The organism is Rosistilla oblonga (genome assembly GCF_007751715.1).
Lineage (GTDB): Bacteria > Planctomycetota > Planctomycetia > Pirellulales > Pirellulaceae > Rosistilla > Rosistilla oblonga.
In genome coordinates this window covers 5330747-5348283 of record NZ_CP036292.1, presented here as the reverse complement: position 1 = coordinate 5348283, position 17537 = coordinate 5330747, and the positions used below count along the sequence as shown (strand labels likewise).

The 17537-nt window shown below is 57.9% G+C and carries 9 protein-coding genes and 1 tRNA gene; 9 read left to right on the top strand and 1 reads right to left on the bottom strand.

From position 1 onward, the window contains the following. Position 1 precedes the first annotated feature (1 nt). Positions 2 to 1483, bottom strand: a complete 1482-nt coding sequence (locus tag CA51_RS18915) for a M81 family metallopeptidase (protein WP_197451310.1) — start codon at positions 1481 to 1483, stop codon at positions 2 to 4. 141 nt (positions 1484 to 1624) lie between these two features. Here CA51_RS18915 and CA51_RS18910 point away from each other — a divergent pair, with 141 nt between their 5' ends. The 9 genes from CA51_RS18910 (at position 1625) to CA51_RS18870 (ending at position 17523) form a co-directional block, all read left to right on the top strand. Then, on the top strand, positions 1625 to 3133 hold the full coding sequence (locus tag CA51_RS18910) for a Gfo/Idh/MocA family oxidoreductase (protein WP_145122763.1): 1509 nt from the start codon (positions 1625 to 1627) through the stop codon (positions 3131 to 3133). 364 nt (positions 3134 to 3497) lie between these two features. Then, positions 3498 to 5912 (top strand): YidC/Oxa1 family insertase periplasmic-domain containing protein, encoded by a 2415-nt coding sequence (locus tag CA51_RS18905; protein WP_145122762.1) that lies wholly within the window; start codon positions 3498 to 3500, stop codon positions 5910 to 5912. A gap of 293 nt (positions 5913 to 6205) precedes the next feature. After that, positions 6206 to 8947 (top strand): pyruvate dehydrogenase (acetyl-transferring), homodimeric type, encoded by a 2742-nt coding sequence (gene aceE, locus CA51_RS18900; RefSeq protein ID WP_145122761.1) that lies wholly within the window; start codon positions 6206 to 6208, stop codon positions 8945 to 8947. Between the two features lie 114 nt (positions 8948 to 9061). After that, positions 9062 to 10480, top strand: coding sequence for a 2-oxo acid dehydrogenase subunit E2 (locus tag CA51_RS18895; protein ID WP_145122760.1), 1419 nt, complete (start codon positions 9062 to 9064; stop codon positions 10478 to 10480). Positions 10481 to 10534: 54 nt separating this feature from the next. Beyond that, a complete protein-coding gene (locus CA51_RS18890) occupies positions 10535 to 11887 on the top strand; it encodes a glycosyltransferase family 4 protein (RefSeq protein WP_145122759.1) in 1353 nt (450 codons plus the stop codon). 28 nt (positions 11888 to 11915) lie between these two features. Continuing rightward, positions 11916 to 11989, top strand: a tRNA-His gene (locus tag CA51_RS18885). A gap of 747 nt (positions 11990 to 12736) precedes the next feature. Then, positions 12737 to 13708: a DUF1559 domain-containing protein gene (locus CA51_RS18880; protein ID WP_145122758.1), complete on the top strand. Its 972-nt coding sequence runs from the start codon at positions 12737 to 12739 to the stop codon at positions 13706 to 13708. Positions 13709 to 13817: 109 nt separating this feature from the next. Next, positions 13818 to 14228, top strand: a complete 411-nt coding sequence (locus tag CA51_RS18875; RefSeq protein ID WP_145122757.1) for a hypothetical protein — start codon at positions 13818 to 13820, stop codon at positions 14226 to 14228. A gap of 157 nt (positions 14229 to 14385) precedes the next feature. Further along, positions 14386 to 17523: a DUF1553 domain-containing protein gene (locus tag CA51_RS18870; protein ID WP_145122756.1), complete on the top strand. Its 3138-nt coding sequence runs from the start codon at positions 14386 to 14388 to the stop codon at positions 17521 to 17523. Positions 17524 to 17537: the final 14 nt, after the last annotated feature.

The window sequence follows — 17537 nt, the reverse complement described above, 5'->3', positions numbered from 1 at the left end:
CCTATCGCTCAAATGGAAACATCGGCTGGCGCCGATGATGGTAAGTCATTTGCAGCATATCGGCGCAGGTGGAACCTTGTGTGTTCACGTGGATGAACCGGTCGGCGACCGGTTGGTAGGCGGCCATCGGAGCGATCACGCCTTTGGCCACGATCGCACGGTACTCTTTCGGCTCGATTCCGAACGTCGTCAATTGGCTCAAGCTGAAGGGGGGCACGCGCTGCGAGGTTAGCATCAGCGTCAGGTCCGAATCGAGCGTCCGGACGATCGCCGTGGCTCCTTGGTCGAACTTGGAGAACCCGCCGTGTCGGGCTTCGGATTCGCGGAACTTTCCATCCCCTGTGCTCAGCAGTTCGACGGCGACTTGCAGCGGTTCGCCATGCAAAGAATCGGTTTTTCCGCCGATCGAAACCTCGCTGCCGTTTTGGAAGTCGGCCGCGGTGACTTGAGCAACCGCTTCGGGATCGAAGATGACAGCCAGCGACGGGCCGATCTTCTGACGGTGCAGTTCATGCGCCAGGATGGTGCTGTCGGCGGGCGAGCCTCCGCCGGCGTTGTCCCCCATGTCCAACATGCAGGTCAGTCCGGGCTGCTGTCCCGCTTGTTGGACCGCTTCGGCGGGTGAGGTGAACTCTGGCTCGAAGCAATCGGGGTTCTCGGTCAGGATCGTCGTCAGCTGGTCCAACAGTTCTTGACGCCGCGCCGCCGGAACGTCTTCATAAGATACGAGGATCGCCGAACATCCCATCTCGGCGACGTCGGAGTAAGGGAAACCGAGGACCAGGCTCAGGCTGGCGACTTCGGGAAGTTCGCGCAGCGCGTCGGCGGCTTCCCATCGCGGACACAGCGGCAGCGCCGAGGTGTTCTGGTTTTGGATGTTGATCGCCACCGGTGGGAAAGCGGCCAATTGATGCAGTCGTCGACCGCTGGTCAAGGTTTTGACCATCAGCTGAGCCGCTTCGACGCCGCGCTGGCGCTGATCCAAGTGGGGGTTGGTGCGGTAGGAGACCAAGGCGTCGGTCGCATCGGCCATCGCGGGGGAGACATTTGCGTGCGCATCGATCGTCGCGATCAGCGTCCTGTCGGGCCCCAGCAATTCGCGCAATCGGGACAACATGTAACCGTCGGCGTCTGGTCGGCCTTCGGCAACGGTCGCGCCGTGGGGGGCGGCGAGGATCCCGTCGAGTGGGCCAGCGGCTTCGCACTGCTGCACCATCGTTTCGATTAACTGATCAAATGTGCTGGCCTCAATGGGGCCGTAGGGGATCGCGCGAGCGGCGAAGATCGGCACGATTTCGACATTATCCGCTGCGCCGAGGCCGGCGAAGAACCCACCCACTTCGTGCGGCGCGTCGGCAAATCGCTCGCGAATCGCTTCGCCAGTTAAGAGCGTGTCCTGCTGGAAATGCGCAAGAGTCGTATTTTGCGTGATGAATGTATTCGATTCATGAAGCAGGGCAACAATTCCGATTCGGTAATTCATGTTGGCTTTGCCGATGGTTGAAAGAATTCGCATTTATTGGGCAAATCAGGTAGACTTTGAGTTCTCCGTGATTCCCACCAACCGCATCTGCATTTGGCCCCAATTGCATTTGCATCTATACATTTAAGCAAGGATTGAAATATGTCGAAACTCTCCCGACGCCAATTTGTTCACACCTCCGCCGCCGCGGGCGCGGGGTTGGCTGTTTCAGGACGACTTGCGCACGCCGTGCAATCGAACGAAAAGATCGGCGTTGCCCTGATCGGTGCCGGTGGACGTGGTGGATCACATCTCAACGCGTGGCTCGGTGACAAGCGAACCGATCTGCTGACGATCGTCGACGTCGACGAAAAGGCTGCGGCATCTCGCGCCGACGCAGCAGAGAAGGCTCAAGGCTTCCGCCCTAAGATCGTTACCGACATGCGGGAAGTCTTCGACGACAAATCGATCGACGTGATCAGCACCGCAACGCCTAACCACTGGCATGCCTTGTGCGGCATCTGGGCGATGCAAGCGGGCAAAGACGCGTATATCGAAAAGCCTGTTTCGCACAACATCCACGAGGGAACCGCGCTGATCGCAGCGGCTCGCAAGTACGATCGCATCTGCCAAGTCGGAACGCAGTGCCGTTCGGCAACCGCTCAACAAGAGATGGTCGATTTCATCCAAGCCGGCGGAATCGGCGAAGTCAACTTCGCTCGCGGTTTGTGCTACAAGCGACGTAAATCGATCGGCGCTTTGGGCGACTACGCCGTTCCCGACAACGTCGACTTCAACCTCTGGAGCGGTCCAGCCGCCTACACCGATCCGAAGGTCACGCGTCCGCGTTTCCACTACGATTGGCACTGGCAACGTCTGTACGGCAACGGCGATTCGGGCAACCAGGGCCCTCACCAAACCGACGTCGCGCGTTGGGGCTTGGGAATCGATACCCATCCGATCAGCGTGATCTCGTACGGCGGGCGATTGGGTTATCAGGCAGAACGCAAAGACGACAACTACGTCGATGCGGGCGACACGCCGAACACGCAGGTTTCGATCTACGATTACGGCGACAAGTGCATGGTCTTCGAGACCCGCGGTCTGGGCGTCGACAATTCCGATGATGCCGAATTGAACAAGCTGTTCAAGAGCACCAAGGGGAACAAGATCGGCGTCGTCTTCTACGGCAGCAACGGTTATTGCGTGCAAGTCAGCTACGGCCATTCGATCGCCTACGATGCCGACATGAACGTGATCAAAGAGTTCAAGGGAGCGAAGGATCACTTCGCCAACTTCTTGGACGCTGTCGAAAGCCGCAACTACAAGGATCTGACCGCCGACGTTCGCGAAGGTCACTTGTCGGCGTCGCTGAGCCACTTGGGCAACATCTCGCTGGCGATCGGCGAACAAAAGAAGATGTCGGTCAAAGAAGCGACCGAACACTTGAGCAAGATCAAGAGCTTGGACGACAACGATGCGACGCTGCAACGAACGATCAAGCACTTGGAGAAAAACGGCGTCGATCTGGAGAAGTACCCGATCGCGATGGGCCCGTTGTTGAAGTTCGATCCCGAGAAGGAAATCTTCCCCGAGAACGAAGTCGCAACGGCGATGTGTACTCGCGAGTATCGGGCTCCCTTCGTTTGCCCAACCGCCGACAAGGTTTAATCCTTGCCGCTGGCCAGGCTCATCCGCCTGGCGATCTCAACGTGTGTCGGGCTCGCGGGCCCGACACAACGGCATCGAGACATGCCGGGCTCTCCCGTCCGGCTGCTCGGCTCTCCGCCTCTGGCGGGCTGCAATCGCTGTGGTTTTCCGGCCTTCGCCCCGCAAAACGCTTGTTTTTTCAGGCAAAAGCGTTACGGGTTTCCAATCTCGGCTCGGTGCGACAGAATAAGGCGGTATTGCAGCGGGTTCGTGTCGCAACAACCTGTGCGTCTCCTCGCGGACGCTCTCTGCATCGCACGAACCGTTTATGGGGCGAATTGAATCACCCCGCTCCATCTTTCATTCGCAACGGATACCGCCACTCGTGGAACGACGCGTTCTCGCTTATCTATTCGTCTCCGCCTTTTTCATGTTCGTCATGTTGACGATGCGGCCTAAGCAACCGCCAGTTGAGGATCCCAATGCGCCCGATGCGGTCGCTCAACAGGATGCCGAAGCTGACGAGCCGGTCGACGCGGACAAGCCGGCTGAGGATTCCGATTCGGCGGCCGATGGCGACGCGAAAACCGCCGACGACGCGGCGCCAGCCGATCGGCCTCGCGAGGCGAAATGGTTCACGATCGGATCGCTGACTGTCGATCCCGAAGATCCCACGCTGGGCGATAAGGCCCTGATCACGCTGAGCAATCGCGGGGCGGGGATCGAGCGGATCGAATTGATCGAACGCAATCCCAATGGCCGCTTTCGCTATCGCCGCGTCGATACGCGCAGCGGTTACCTGGGCTATCTCGCTCCGTCGGCTCCCAGCGAAATCGACGGCTGCAAAATCAACGTGATCGGCCCGGGAACGCCCGCCGATCTGGCTGGGCTGAAAGTCGGCGACATCATCGTCGCCAACGGCACCGGCGTGATCGTCTCCCCAAGCGATTTTCAACGTTGGCTCGAAGAGACCACTCCAGGGCAAACGATCACGTTGGAAGTGCTGCGTGGAACAGGAGAGAACCGCGAGACGGTAACTGTCGAAGCGAAGCTGACGCAGCATCCGTTGGACTTGATCCGATTGGCCAAGTCGGGCGGTCCCGACCAGGTGCCGGGGAACATCTCTCGCCTGTCCTGCTTGTTGACTTTGGCGAAACTGAACACCACCAACCTTCGCGTCGGGCAGAAAGAGCTGACGAAGTTGCCTAGCCTCTTCGACGGGCTTTGGAACGTCACGCCGATCGAAGATTCCGAAAACCCAGGTTTTGAGTTCCGGTTCCCGATCTCCGCCAGCGAAGCCGAACAGGTCGCCAAGGGATCGGGCGGCTTGGAAATCGTCCGCCGCTACACCGTGCCGGCCGCCGGTTCGGGATACGACATCGACCTGCAGACCGAAATCATCAACAAATCCGATGTCGAGCAAGAGATCGCCTACCGCTTGGAAGGCCCCAACGGCTTAACCCTTGAAGGTTGGTGGTACAGCGCCAAGATCAGTCCTAACTGGACCGGCGGTGCGGGTGCTCGCGACGTCGTCTACAACACCGCCTCTGAATTTCATCGCTTGATGGGGCTGCCGAAGATCGTCAAACAGGTTCGGCAGCGGACCGAGGATGGCGTCGACAAAGACGAGGATGTCAACGAGACGTTGTTTGCTTCGTCGGGCGATCCGAAAACGAATCAATTGCGTTACATCGGCATCGACGGGCAATATTTCACCGCCAGCTACATTCCGCTCGAAGGCGAATCGCAAACCGATGTGTTCAGCCGCGGCAGTTCGATGTTGTTGGCCGATCTGAAGGTGCTCAATCCACACCAAACGCAAGCTGCCAACGTCAGTTTTTACGTCGACAGCACGCCCCGCAAGATCGCTCCCGGCGAAAGCCTGACCGATACGCTGCGACTGTTTGCTGGTCCCAAGCGTCCCGAAATGCTGGAAGAACGTGGGCTCAGCCGCTTGATCGAATACGGTCTGTTTGGCGCAGTCTCCAAGCTGTTGTCGGGCTTCCTGCACTTCTTCTATATGATCTTGGGCAACTACGGCTTGGCGATCATCCTGCTGACCGTCTGCGTTCGCGGTGCGATGTTCCCGCTGTCTCGGAAAGCGGCTCAGAACGCTCAGAAGATGCAAGAGCTTGCACCCGAGTTCAAGAAGATCGCTGAAAAATACAAAGACGACATGGAGAAGCGGCTCAAGGCCCAACAAGACCTTCAAAAGAAACACGGCTTCAATCCGCTCAGCGGTTGCCTGCCGATGTTTGTCCAGTTGCCGATCTTCCTCGGTTTGTATCGCAGCCTGTCGTGCGATATCGAACTGCGGCAAGCCGCCTTTATTCCAGGCATCCAGTGGTGCTCCAACCTGGCAGCACCGGACATGTTCTATAACTGGTCGCCTTGGATGATCGAATACTTCGCCGGTCGTGGCACCGGATGGTTTGGCCCTTACTTCAACATCCTTCCGTTGATCGTGATGGTCCTGTTCATGGCGCAGCAGAAGATGTTCATGCCGCCGCCAACCGACGAACAGCAAGAGATCACGCAGAAGGTGATGTTCTTCATGACGTTCATCATGGGCATCTTCTTCTTCAAGGTCGCTGCCGGTCTGTGCATCTACTTTATCACCAGTAGCTTGTGGGGCATGGCGGAACGAATTTTGGTTAAGAAGACGATCAAGCCGGCTGCGGGGGGCGGATCCTTGGCGCTCGAAGGTGTGGGCGGCGACGACGGTTTGGAGACATCGGGGCCGCTGAAGTCGGCTCCGAAGCAGAAGAATCGTCCTCGCAACCCGCCGAAAAAGAAGTAGTCGGCGGCGTTACGTTGCGGTTAAGGGGCGGGATCTTCGCTCTCCCGCAGATGTGGGGGCTGCAAGGGGCAGATGTCCATTGCAGTCGCTGGAAAAAAAGCCCCAGGTTACCTAAACTGTTACCGGGCTCGTTTTGAACCGCGGCTGACCTGGCAAATGCGACACCATCTTGCCCAGCAGTGGGGTTTGCCATTAAGGTCGATAGAAACGATAACCTGCAACAAACACGACAACGGTCCGCGAGACCACCCCTAAGATAACAATATATTTCTCTTATATAGGATGCGTCCGGCATGGATAATTCTGAGACCGTGGCCATTCGGCAAGCGATGGAAGAATCGATGAACGACGGCGAATTGCGTAACGAAGTCTTGGCGGATGTCGACGCTGCGGAAACTGCGGAGTGGTTGGGGTCGCTGGATTACGTGCTGCAGAGCAAGGGACCAGAGCGAGCTCGGTTCCTGTTGGAAAAGCTACGCGAACGTGCGGCCCAAGAGGGCGTCGCGTTGGATTCGCAAACGATCACTCCCTACATCAACACGATCCCTGCCAAGGACCAGCCTCCGTTTCCGGGCAACCGCGAGCTGGAACGCCGGATCAAATCGATCGTTCGCTGGAACGCGATGGCGATGGTAGTGCGTGCCAACCGTCGTCCCGGTGGTGTCGGTGGTCACATCAGTACATTCGCATCGAGTGCGACGCTGTACGAAATCGCTTTCAACCACTTCTTCCACGGCCGCGGAGAAGACGGCTACGGTGGCGACTCGGTCTATTTCCAAGGCCATGCGTCGCCCGGTATGTACAGCCGCGCGTTCCTGGAAGGTCGGCTGACCGAAGAGAACCTCGAGAACTTCCGCCACGAACTCTCCCCCGGCGGCGGCCTTTCCAGCTATCCGCACCCTTGGTTGATGCCAAGCTTCTGGGAATACCCAACCGTCTCGATGGGGCTGGGCCCGATCATGGCGATCTATCAAGCTCGGTTCAACGAATACCTCCGCGATCGCGGAATCAAAGACACATCCGGCCAACGCGTTTGGGCCTTCTTGGGTGACGGCGAATGCGACGAACCCGAGACTCTCGGCGCGATCGGACTGGCTGGCCGCGAGAAACTGGACAACCTGATCTTCGTCGTCAACTGCAACCTGCAGCGGCTCGATGGTCCGGTCCGCGGCAACGGCAAGATCATCCAAGAACTGGAAAGCATCTTCCACGGTGCCGGCTGGAACGTGATCAAGGTCGTCTGGGGCGGCGAGTGGGATGAACTGCTGGCCAAAGACACCTCCGGCATGCTGGCTCAACGAATGAACGAGGTCGTCGACGGTCAGTACCAGAAGTACACCACGATGCCGGGCAGCTACATTCGCGAACACTTCTTCGGCAAGTACCCCGAGACGCGGAAGCTTGTCGAGAACATGAGCGACGAGAAGCTGGAGAAGATCCGTCGCGGCGGGCACGATCCGGAAAAGGTCTACGCTGCGTACGCGCAAGCGACTTCGTCGACCAACGGCAAACCGACCGTCATCCTGGCGAAAACCGTCAAGGGTTACGGACTGGGCGAAGCTGGCGAAGGTCGCAACATCGCTCACAACCAGAAGAAGATGAACGAAGAGGAGCTGCTGGAGTTCCGTACGCGGTTCGGGATTCCGATCAGCGACGCCGAAGTCGGTAGCGCTCCGTTCTACAAGCCGTCGGAAAACAGCGTCGAAATCAAGTACATGAAAGAGCGTCGGGCTGCTCTGGGAGGCTCGCTGCCAAGCCGTCCGACCGAACATCCGACGATGGAAGTTCCCACGCTGGAAGACTTCTCCAAGCTGATCAAGCGGCTCGGCGATGGCAAAAACTGCAGCACCACGTTTGCCGTCGTGCAGACCTTGATCGCGCTCTGCCGCGACAAGAAGATCGGCAAATACATGGTCCCGATCGTTCCCGATGAATCGCGAACCTTCGGCATGGAAGGGATGTTCAAGCAGTTCGGCATCTACGCCCACGCGGGCCAGTTGTACGAACCGATGGATTCCGAGATCGTCGCTTCGTACAAAGAAGCTCAAGACGGCCAGATCCTTGAAGAAGGGATCACCGAGTGCGGTTCGATGAGCAGCTTTAACGCGGCCGGTACCGCGTACAGCTGTCACGGCGTCAACATGATTCCGTTCTACATCTACTACAGCATGTTCGGTTTCCAACGGGTCGGCGATTCGATCTGGGCCGCGGCCGACATGCGAGCCAAAGGCTTCTTGGTCGGTGGTACCGCGGGCCGAACTTCGCTTAACGGCGAAGGTCTGCAGCACCAGGACGGTCACAGCCTGCTCAACGCGATCGCCTTCCCGACCGTGCGGTCTTATGACCCCGCGTTCGCCTACGAAGTGATCGTGATCATCCAGGAAGGTCTGAAGCGGATGTTCCAGGATGGCGAAGAATGCATCTACTACATCACCGCCGAAAACGATGCCTACGATCACCCTTCGATGCCCGAAGGTTGTGCCGAGGGAATCATCAAGGGGATGTACAAGTTCCGCAGCAACGAAGTCGAAGGAGCAAAGGCTCGCGTCCAGTTGTTCGGCAGCGGTGCCATCCTGAACTGTGCTCTCGACGCCCAAAAACTGTTGGCCGAGAAGTTCAACATCGCCAGCGACGTGTGGAGCGTTACCAGTTACACGCAACTCCGCCGCGACGCCGACGCGTGTCAGCGTTGGAACATGTTGCACCCGACCGAAACGCCGCGGAAGAGCTACGTCGAAGAAGTGCTCGAAGGCGTCGAGGGGCCGTTCATCTCGTCCAGCGATTACGTCAAAGCACTCGGCGAACAACTGACGCCATGGATTCCAGGCGACTACTATGTCCTGGGAACCGACGGCATGGGACGCAGCGAGACGCGTCCAGCGCTTCGTCGACACTTCGAAGTCGATGCTGAATCGATCGCGATCGCCGCGCTCAGCCGACTGTCTAAAGCGGGTGTTGTTACGCCTCAAGACGTCGCCGACGCGATCAAAGACCTCGATTACGACGCCGACAAAGTGAACCCTTATTTCGCTTAGGTTGCGTGGGGACCGCCCGCCGCAGGTGGCGGGCGGACCGATCGAACCATGTCGCGCGTGAACTTCTGACAATCACAAAACAACCACATCCTCATCGAACCTCCGATACACTCTATGGCTACCGAAGTAAAACTTCCTGAACTCGGCGATGGCATCGAATCAGGCGACGTACTGGAGATCTTTGTATCCGTCGGCGACGTTATCACGGCTGGGCAAGACGTCGTTGAAATGGAAACCGACAAGGCGACCGTTCCCGTCTCCAGCAACGCGGCCGGGACCGTCACCAAGATCCTTGTCGCCGAAGGTGACACCGTCGCCGTTGGCGGAGTGATCCTGGAGATCGAAGCCGCTGCCGCTGCGGAAACGCCCGCCGCGAGCACTCCAGCGGAACCGGCAGCCGAAGCGCCCGCGAAGGCTCCCGAACCGGAGGCGAAAGCTCCTGAACCGGAGGCGAAAGCTCCTGAAACGCCAGCTCCTGCAGCGGCTCCCGAAAAGCCAGCACCTGCCGCACCAGCACCCGCTGCTGCGGAAGCTCCCAAACCAGCACCGGCGGCTCCTGCTCCTGCCGCACCGCCCGCACCGGCACCGGCCAGCAGCGACGCGATCGTCGCCGCAGGGCCTGCTGTCCGCCGCTTCGCTCGCGAAGTCGGCGTCGATTTGCAAGGTGTTCAAGGCACGGGCGAAGGTGGACGGATCACGCGAGAAGACGTATTGGCGATCGTTCGCTCGGCGAGTCAATCTCGCGGCGGCGCAGCGACTGGAACCGCGGCTGCACCGAGCAAGACTGCAGCGGCACCTGTCGACGCGGGAGCAGAACAGGATGAATACGGCCCGATTCGCGTCGAGCGAATGAGCAAGATCCGCAAGACGATCGCGTCGCAGATGCACGAGAGCTGGTCGACGGTTCCTCGCGTGACCAACTTTGACGACGCCGACATCAGCGATCTGGAACACCTGCGTCAATCGAGCAAAGACGACTATGCCGCGCAAGGGCTGAAGCTGACGACGATGCCGTTCTTGATCAAAGCGATCGCGACGGCGCTCAAGCACAACCCGGAAGTCAACGCGGTCATCGACGAAGCCAACGGCCAACTGATCTACAAGGATTACGTCAACATCGGAATCGCTGTCGACACCGAGCGTGGTTTGGTTGTCCCCGTGATGAAAAACGCCGACCGGATGGGAATCCCCGACATCGCCCGCTCGCTCGCCGAGATGGCGGCTAAGGTGCGAAGCGGTCAGTTTGCCGTTAGCGATCTTCGCGGCGGAACCTTCACGATCAGCAACCTCGGTGCGATCGGTGGTCAGTACAGCACGCCGATCGTCAACATTCCCGAGGTCGCGATTCTGTTGGTTGGACGCAGCCGCAAGTTGCCATGCGTGATGCCCGACGATTCGATCAAGCCGCGGCTGATGATGCCGTTGAGCCTCAGTTACGATCACCGTTTGGTCGATGGTGGCACCGCCGCTCGGTTCCTGAACGACGTGATCGGCTACCTCGAAGCGCCAAGCCGCCTGCTGTTGGCCCTGTAGCCAGCCGGTTATCCGCGGCGTTGATTCACCGTTCTTTGGGACGCAACAGACGCCATGCGAATCGCATATTTGACGGCCGGTGCCGCAGGCATGTACTGCGGCAGCTGCATGCACGACAACACCCTCGCCCGGGCGATGATCGCCCGCGGCGCGGACTGTCTGTTGGTCCCCACCTACACGCCGATTCGGACCGATGAAAAAGACATCAGCGACGATGTCGTCTTCTTTGGCGGAATCAATATCTTCCTGGAACAGAAGCTTCCGCTCTGGGGTCGCTTGCCCCATTGGCTGACCGCTTGGTTGGACCGCCCCGGCCTGCTGCGGTTGGCGACGCGCAAGACCGGTTCGACCAGCCCGCATCTTTTGGGAGCGCTTACCGTTTCGATGTTGCAGGGGATGCAGGGACGTCAGCGAACCGAAGTCGATCGACTGTGTCGTTGGTTGCAGACGCACGCAGCTCCCGATGCGATCGTGCTCAGTAATTTTTTGATCGGCGGCTGCGTGACCGAACTCAAACGGCGGCTCGGCGTTCCGGTGGTTGTTACGTTGCAGGGAGACGATATCTTTCTCGACTTCCTGCCAGCCAAGTATCGAGCGATGGCGATCGATCGGATGCGTGCCCTGGCGGCCGACGTCGATGGCTTTATCGTCAACAGCCGCTTTTATGGCGAGAAGATGGCGGCGCTGCTGGGGCTGCCCGAAGAGAAGATGCATGTGATTCCGCTGGGGATCGATACGACCGGCTTCTTGTCCGGTGACTCCGATGCGCCGCGATACCCGGTTGCGGACGCGGCGTCTCCGCTACGGATCGGTTACCTGGCCCGAATCGATCCGGCCAAGGGATTGCATCGTCTGGTCGACGCGATGATCGAATTCGAAAGGACGCGTCAGCCGTCGGATCGGGCGATCCATCTGGATGTCGCCGGTTGGTTGGGCGAACAGCATCATGCGTATGCGGCGGAGCAGTGGGCGCGGCTCGATCGAGCCGGGTTGGCCGGGCGGTACACCTATCACGGAAGTCCCGATCACGCCGGCAAGTTGGATTTTCTGCGTCGCTTGGATCTGTTTTGCGTTCCGACAGAATATGAAGAGCCCAAGGGACTGTACGCTCTCGAAGCGATGGCGACGCGATTGCCCGTGATCCTTCCGCGGCACGGCGTCTTTCCCGAGTTGGCGGGAGAAAATTCAGCGGTCCATTTGGTTCCTCCCGGCGACGCGGCGGCTCTTGCCGAAGCGATCCGGACGCTGGCAGGCGACGCGGCGAGCCGAGAAAAGCTGGCCGAGCGGGGTTATCGATCGGTAGTTGGTGAGCGTACTGTCGATCGTATGGCCGATCAGGTCCTACAATTGCTTAACGATCTCGCCGATGGCGGAAAACCCGTTGACCACTCTGCAGCCCGTCGCTAAATTATTGAGATCGCCAAGCGATATGACGGTGGATATAGCTTAGTTGGTTAAAGCGCCGGATTGTGGTTCCGGAGATCGGGGGTTCAAGTCCCCTTATCCACCCCTTCTTTTTTTTCTTAGTTCGCTCGCTCGGAGCGGAACCTTATCGTGCCGATCGTTGTTCCGTACCAGCCGGAACTCCCGTCTCATCGGCTCGCGAGATCCCCAAGTTCCCGCGTCCGTAAAGCATTGCGCTCTACCGCCAACCTCCGCAGCGGAACACGTCAAGAGTTTCAACGTGAGGTGTATCTACTGCGTCGTTTAACCGCGTGCCCAACGGGCCACGTGTTCGCGCCCCCCAAACGCTCGCCTCAAACGCGCGGGGCGTTGCCGCCGCGGGTAAACGATTTGCTTCGGTTTTAGTCGTCGATCGAACGTCTCGATGACCTCTGCTACGGTACGGTGAATCTGTTTGGGGGGAGGGCGTTCTCGCATTTTGGGATATCTCGGCGTAACCGTCAGAGTTTCGTCAATTCTTAATAATTCCCAGAAAGTGCCCCGCGATGTTTGTTGACATGTCTTATGTCTTGCAATACTGTACGTGGTCCCTGCCAAATCCCCTACCCACCCCAAGTTGTACGTGCTCTGCCGTCTAACGGTCTGGTGAGATATTGACTGCCAGACTGGGCATTTAGAGCCGCAATGTCGCCTTCCGCAATGAAGTCTTTGATGAAGTTTGTTGTATCGCCCTTTGCGGGGGCCGATCTCTCTCCTTGGCATGGTCCGTTGAGACTTTGAAGCAACCGTCGAATTGGCCGTTGCCTCTATCGTTCGTTTTTGTCTTTCCTCTTGCCTCGTATAGGTGTCGTTATGTTTTGTTGTAAAGGTTCGGTTCGTTCGAAACGCTTGCGTGCCGGGTTTACGCTTGTTGAGTTGTTAGTCGTGATCGCGATCATTGGAATTTTGGTCGGCTTGCTTTTGCCCGCAGTCCAAGCAGCTCGCGAAGCGGCGCGTCGAATGAGTTGCTCGAACAATCTGAAACAAATCGGATTGGCGATGCACAACTATCACGATACGCATCAGCGTTTTCCGTATGCCTATCGGACGTTTGACAATCCACCAGGCCCAACGGGGGTTCCCGCCGGAAGTACTCATGCCCGTGACACTTGGTTTCATCGCTTGCTGCCAATGGTCGAACAACGTGCGCTCTACGATTCCTACGAGGCGGATCATTCGCAGTTTATCAATCAAGCGAATCTCAAATTGCTGATCGAAACGGTTGTCCCCGCATTTGTCTGTCCAACAAATCCTGGATACGGTGGCGGTGCCGCCAATCAAGCCAACGGTTTCCAAGGAACCTACGGTGTCTGCATGAGCGGTTCGGAGACGCTAGGCATTACGATCACAACCAACGGCAAGGGAATGTTCTACAACGCGTCGAAGACCAAGTTCCGCGACATCCTCGACGGCACGACGAATACGATCATGGTGGGCGAAGGGATCGCACGGCCGATGGACAACGTCGGCGCACACGGCGACTTAGGACAGTACTGGGGTGGTGCAACGTGGGGAGCCGCTGGGTTTACGACTGCGGAACCGCCGAACACCTCGCTTCCCGACCGACCGCTCAGCTGCAAATCGACGACGGTCCTGGAAGCGCCTTGTTTGGGCACGACGTCGACGCGAGGCGAGCAGTTCAACTTCTCACGCAGCTATCATCCCGGTGGTATCCAGGTCACGTTGGCTGATGGTTCGGTGCGGTTTGCAGCGGAGACGATCGACCAACAGATCTATCAGAACCTCGGCGATAAAGCCGACTCGCAAGTCATTGGCGAGTGGTGATCGAACCGGGAAATCGATGTGTCGCTTCCTCTCGTTCGATGAAGCGGCACCGGTCCGAATGTGAATTGTACCTGTCTGATTTTTTGTCATTTTCTTCATGAGTAAAACGTTGAATAGTAAGTTGGCCGCTGGAACTGTAGTTTTGATGATGTTGCTTTCGGGATGCAGTGGTGGAACGGATGCCGAAGGGTTTGTCCAATTGCCAGGCGAAGTGACTTGGAATGGCGAACCGGTTCAGGATGGTATGATCATCTTCCGCGGTTCGGATCCAAGTGAGCGGAACGTCGCCGCGCCGATCACAGATGGGAAGTTTGTCGTCAAGATTCAGCCCGGCAAAAAGACAGTCGAGGTGACTGCGATGCGCGAAGTCCCGGGCAAGTTTGGCGTCGGGCCTTCGGGAGAACAGGTGCCGTTGACCGAGGCGTATATTCCAGCGAAATACAACTCGGAGTCGGAACTCACAACCGAGATCGTTGTTCCCGGAACCGACACGCTGCAATTCAGTTTGCAAGAGATGTAGACTCATCAACGGTGATATTTGAGAGCCGCGATCGAAGTTGCGATCGCGGTCGGTTTCTCATATCGTCCATTCGACATCCCGCCTTTTGCTTCGACACGCAAGCGATCCGACGCGGCCAATCGTCGCGTCGATCCGTCTCCTACCGAAAACGTATTGAATGAGAAAAGCAAGCACCTGTTGTTTCTTCTGGTCGACCGTCTGGGCCGCTGTTCTGTTGGCTGGTTCGGCTTCGATCCAAGAACTTTCAGCCGAGGAGAACGAGGAGGCGGGGATTCGATTCTTCGAACAGAAGATCCGTCCCGTGCTTGTCGAGCACTGCTATTCCTGCCACGCGGCCGACTCCAATCCGCTGCAAGCGGGGCTGCAAGTCGACTCCAAAGCCGGCTTGCTGCTGGGCGGTGACTCCGGCGAAGCGATCGTGCCGGGGAAACCGGATGAGAGTCTGTTGATCGAGACGCTGCGATACGATGACTCGACTTATCAGATGCCTCCTAAGGGAAAGCTCGCCGATTCGGTGATCGCTGATTTCGAGAAATGGGTCGCGATGGGCGCACCCGACCCACGCACCGAAGAGATGGGGCAGCTGCGGAAAGAATTTGATATCGATTCGCGCCGCGAGTTTTGGTCTTTTGTCGTGCCCCAACGAGCAGCGCTCCCCGAAATTAGGGATTCGGATTGGCCACAGCAAACGCTGGATCACTTTATCTTGGCGAAGATCGAAGCGGCCGGGCTCACACCCGCTCCGCCAGCGGATCGTCGCACGCTGATTCGCCGCGTTAGTCTCGATCTGACTGGCATCCCACCGACGTACGAACAGACTGAACGCTTCGTTGCCGATCCCGATCCGCAAGCGTACAAAAATCTGGTCGATGATCTTTTGGCATCGCAGCACTACGGCGAACGCTGGGGCCGACATTGGTTAGATGTCGTGCGTTACGCCGAAGACAATGTGAACATGGGCGAACACAACGGTCCCTATCCAAACGCTTACCGCTATCGGGATTGGGTGGTCGCGGCGATCAACGACGACGTCCCCTACGACGAATTCATTCGGCGTCAATTGGCGACCGATTTCTTGGAGCAGACCGGTCGCGAAGATCTGCCAGCCCTGGGGCTGCTGGGAATGTCGCCTCAGTATCACAAAGAGTTGAAGCTGTCCCAGCTGACGTTGGAATCACAATACGCCGACGAATGGGAAGATCGCGTCGATGTAATCAGCCGCGGTCTGCTGGGATTGACGGTTGCGTGTGCCCGCTGTCACGACCACAAATACGATCCGATCTCGGCAAAAGACTACTACGCTTTGGCTGGCGTCTTTGCTTCGATTCGGCAAACGACTCGGCCTCTGATTTCCGATGAAGCGATCGCTGCTTCTCAACCTGCCCGCGACCAAGTTGCTGCGCTCGAAGCGGAAACCAAAAAGATTCAAAAGGAGTTGAAGCCGCTCGAGGCGAAGATCAAGAAAGCTGCTCAGTCCGAGCGAGCTACTCTCGATGCGGAAGCTAAAAAGCTCCGCGAGCAAATCACGCAAAAGCGATTGACGATCGATCGGATTAAATCGACGACGCCCAACTTCGAAGTTCCTGTCGCCGATGCCGTGACCGAGGAACAGGTGCGAATCGAACCGTTAAGCGAATCGCATCAGAAGATCGTCTTCTATCCCGAGAAGCCACGCGACTTACCGGTATTCATCCGCGGCAATGTTGCAACGCCCGGGGATCCCGCGCCGCGAGGATTCTTGGAAGTCCTTTCGTCCGACGCTTCGCAAGCGTTCCAACAAGGGAGTGGACGTTTGGAACTGGCCGATGCGATCGTGTCGCGCGATAATCCGCTGGCTGCTCGCGTGATTGTGAACCGCGTTTGGCTGTGGCACTTCGGAGAAGGGATCGTCGATTCGCCGAGCAACTTTGGATCGATGGGCTCGCTGCCAAGTCACCCCGAGCTGCTGGACGATCTGGCTGTCCGCTTTATGGACGCGGGCTGGTCGCTGAAGTGGCTGCATCGAGAGATCGTTCTTTCGGCGACTTACCAACAGGCCTCCAGCGTCAGCTCGATAGCGGAAGCCGATAAGGTCGATCCCGAGAATCGATTGCTGAGTCGGTTCAATCGTCTCCGGATCGATGCCGAAGCGTTCCATGATACGCTGTTGTTCGCTGGCGATTCGTACGACCTCAAGCTGGGCGGTCCGTCCGCTGAGATCGATAGCGCCAAGTTTCTTCGGCGTGCGATCTACGCCAAGATTTCTCGCCAAAGCCCCAGCCAGTATCTGCAGGTTTTTGATTTCCCCGACCCGACGATCCACGCCGAACGACGCGGCGAAACAACGACTGCCTTGCAACAGTTGTTTGTGATGAATTCCGAGTTTGCCAAAGCTCAAGCGGTTCGGCTTGCGCAGCGGATCGATTCGGAAGATCCCGAAACGCGGGTTCGTGAAGTTCATCGTTTGCTGTTTGCTCGCGATCCAACAGCCGAGGAATTGCGACTGGGGAAAGCTTATCTTGCCGCTGGCACCGACCACTCCACGCCACAGTTACATCATCCACCTCGCTTCGCCGGCCGTCGGATTTCGGCGAAGATGCCGCAGTTGGGTGAGACCTATTCGGTGGAGATGTGGATCAAAAACGAATTGCCGAACGATAAACGCCCCGTGACAGGCTATTTTTTCTCGCGTGGCAATGCCGATTCGCCGTATGTCGACGGGGACCATTTGGGAATCGGAGGCTCGAACACGCCCAACAGCCCCGGTCGGTTGCTGTTCTTTAATGGCAACGGCGCTCGAGTTTCGATCCTGGGTCGGAGCGTCCTGGCACCGCACCAGTGGCATCATGTTGTGATGGTTCGCGAGGGAGCCAACGTGCGTGTCTATTTGAATGGGAACGCCGAACCCGAACTCGTCGGAAACGCTAGTCCCGTGTTCGATGCTGCGGTGGGGCAGATGTTCATCGCAGGTCGGTCCGATAACTTTGCAAATTTCCAAGGCCAGATCGCCAGCGTTGCTGTCTACAACCGCGTGCTTTCGGGAGCGGAGATCGGGCACCATTTTCAAGCGGCAGAGTTTGAAAACGAAGACGTCAGGTTTGCGGATTATTCGCATGCCATCCTCGATGGCCAGCCCGCCGCTTATTGGCCGCTGTACGAATCAAAGCGACTGCCGCAAGTGATTCGCGATGTTGCGACCGGAATGCATGATGCAACCTATGAAGCAGCGACGAAAAACGCTTATGCGGTTCCGAATCGCTGGATCTATTATTGCCATGCGTTGTTGTGTAGTAACGAATTGCTGTACGTGGACTAATCGAGGCCCTGACC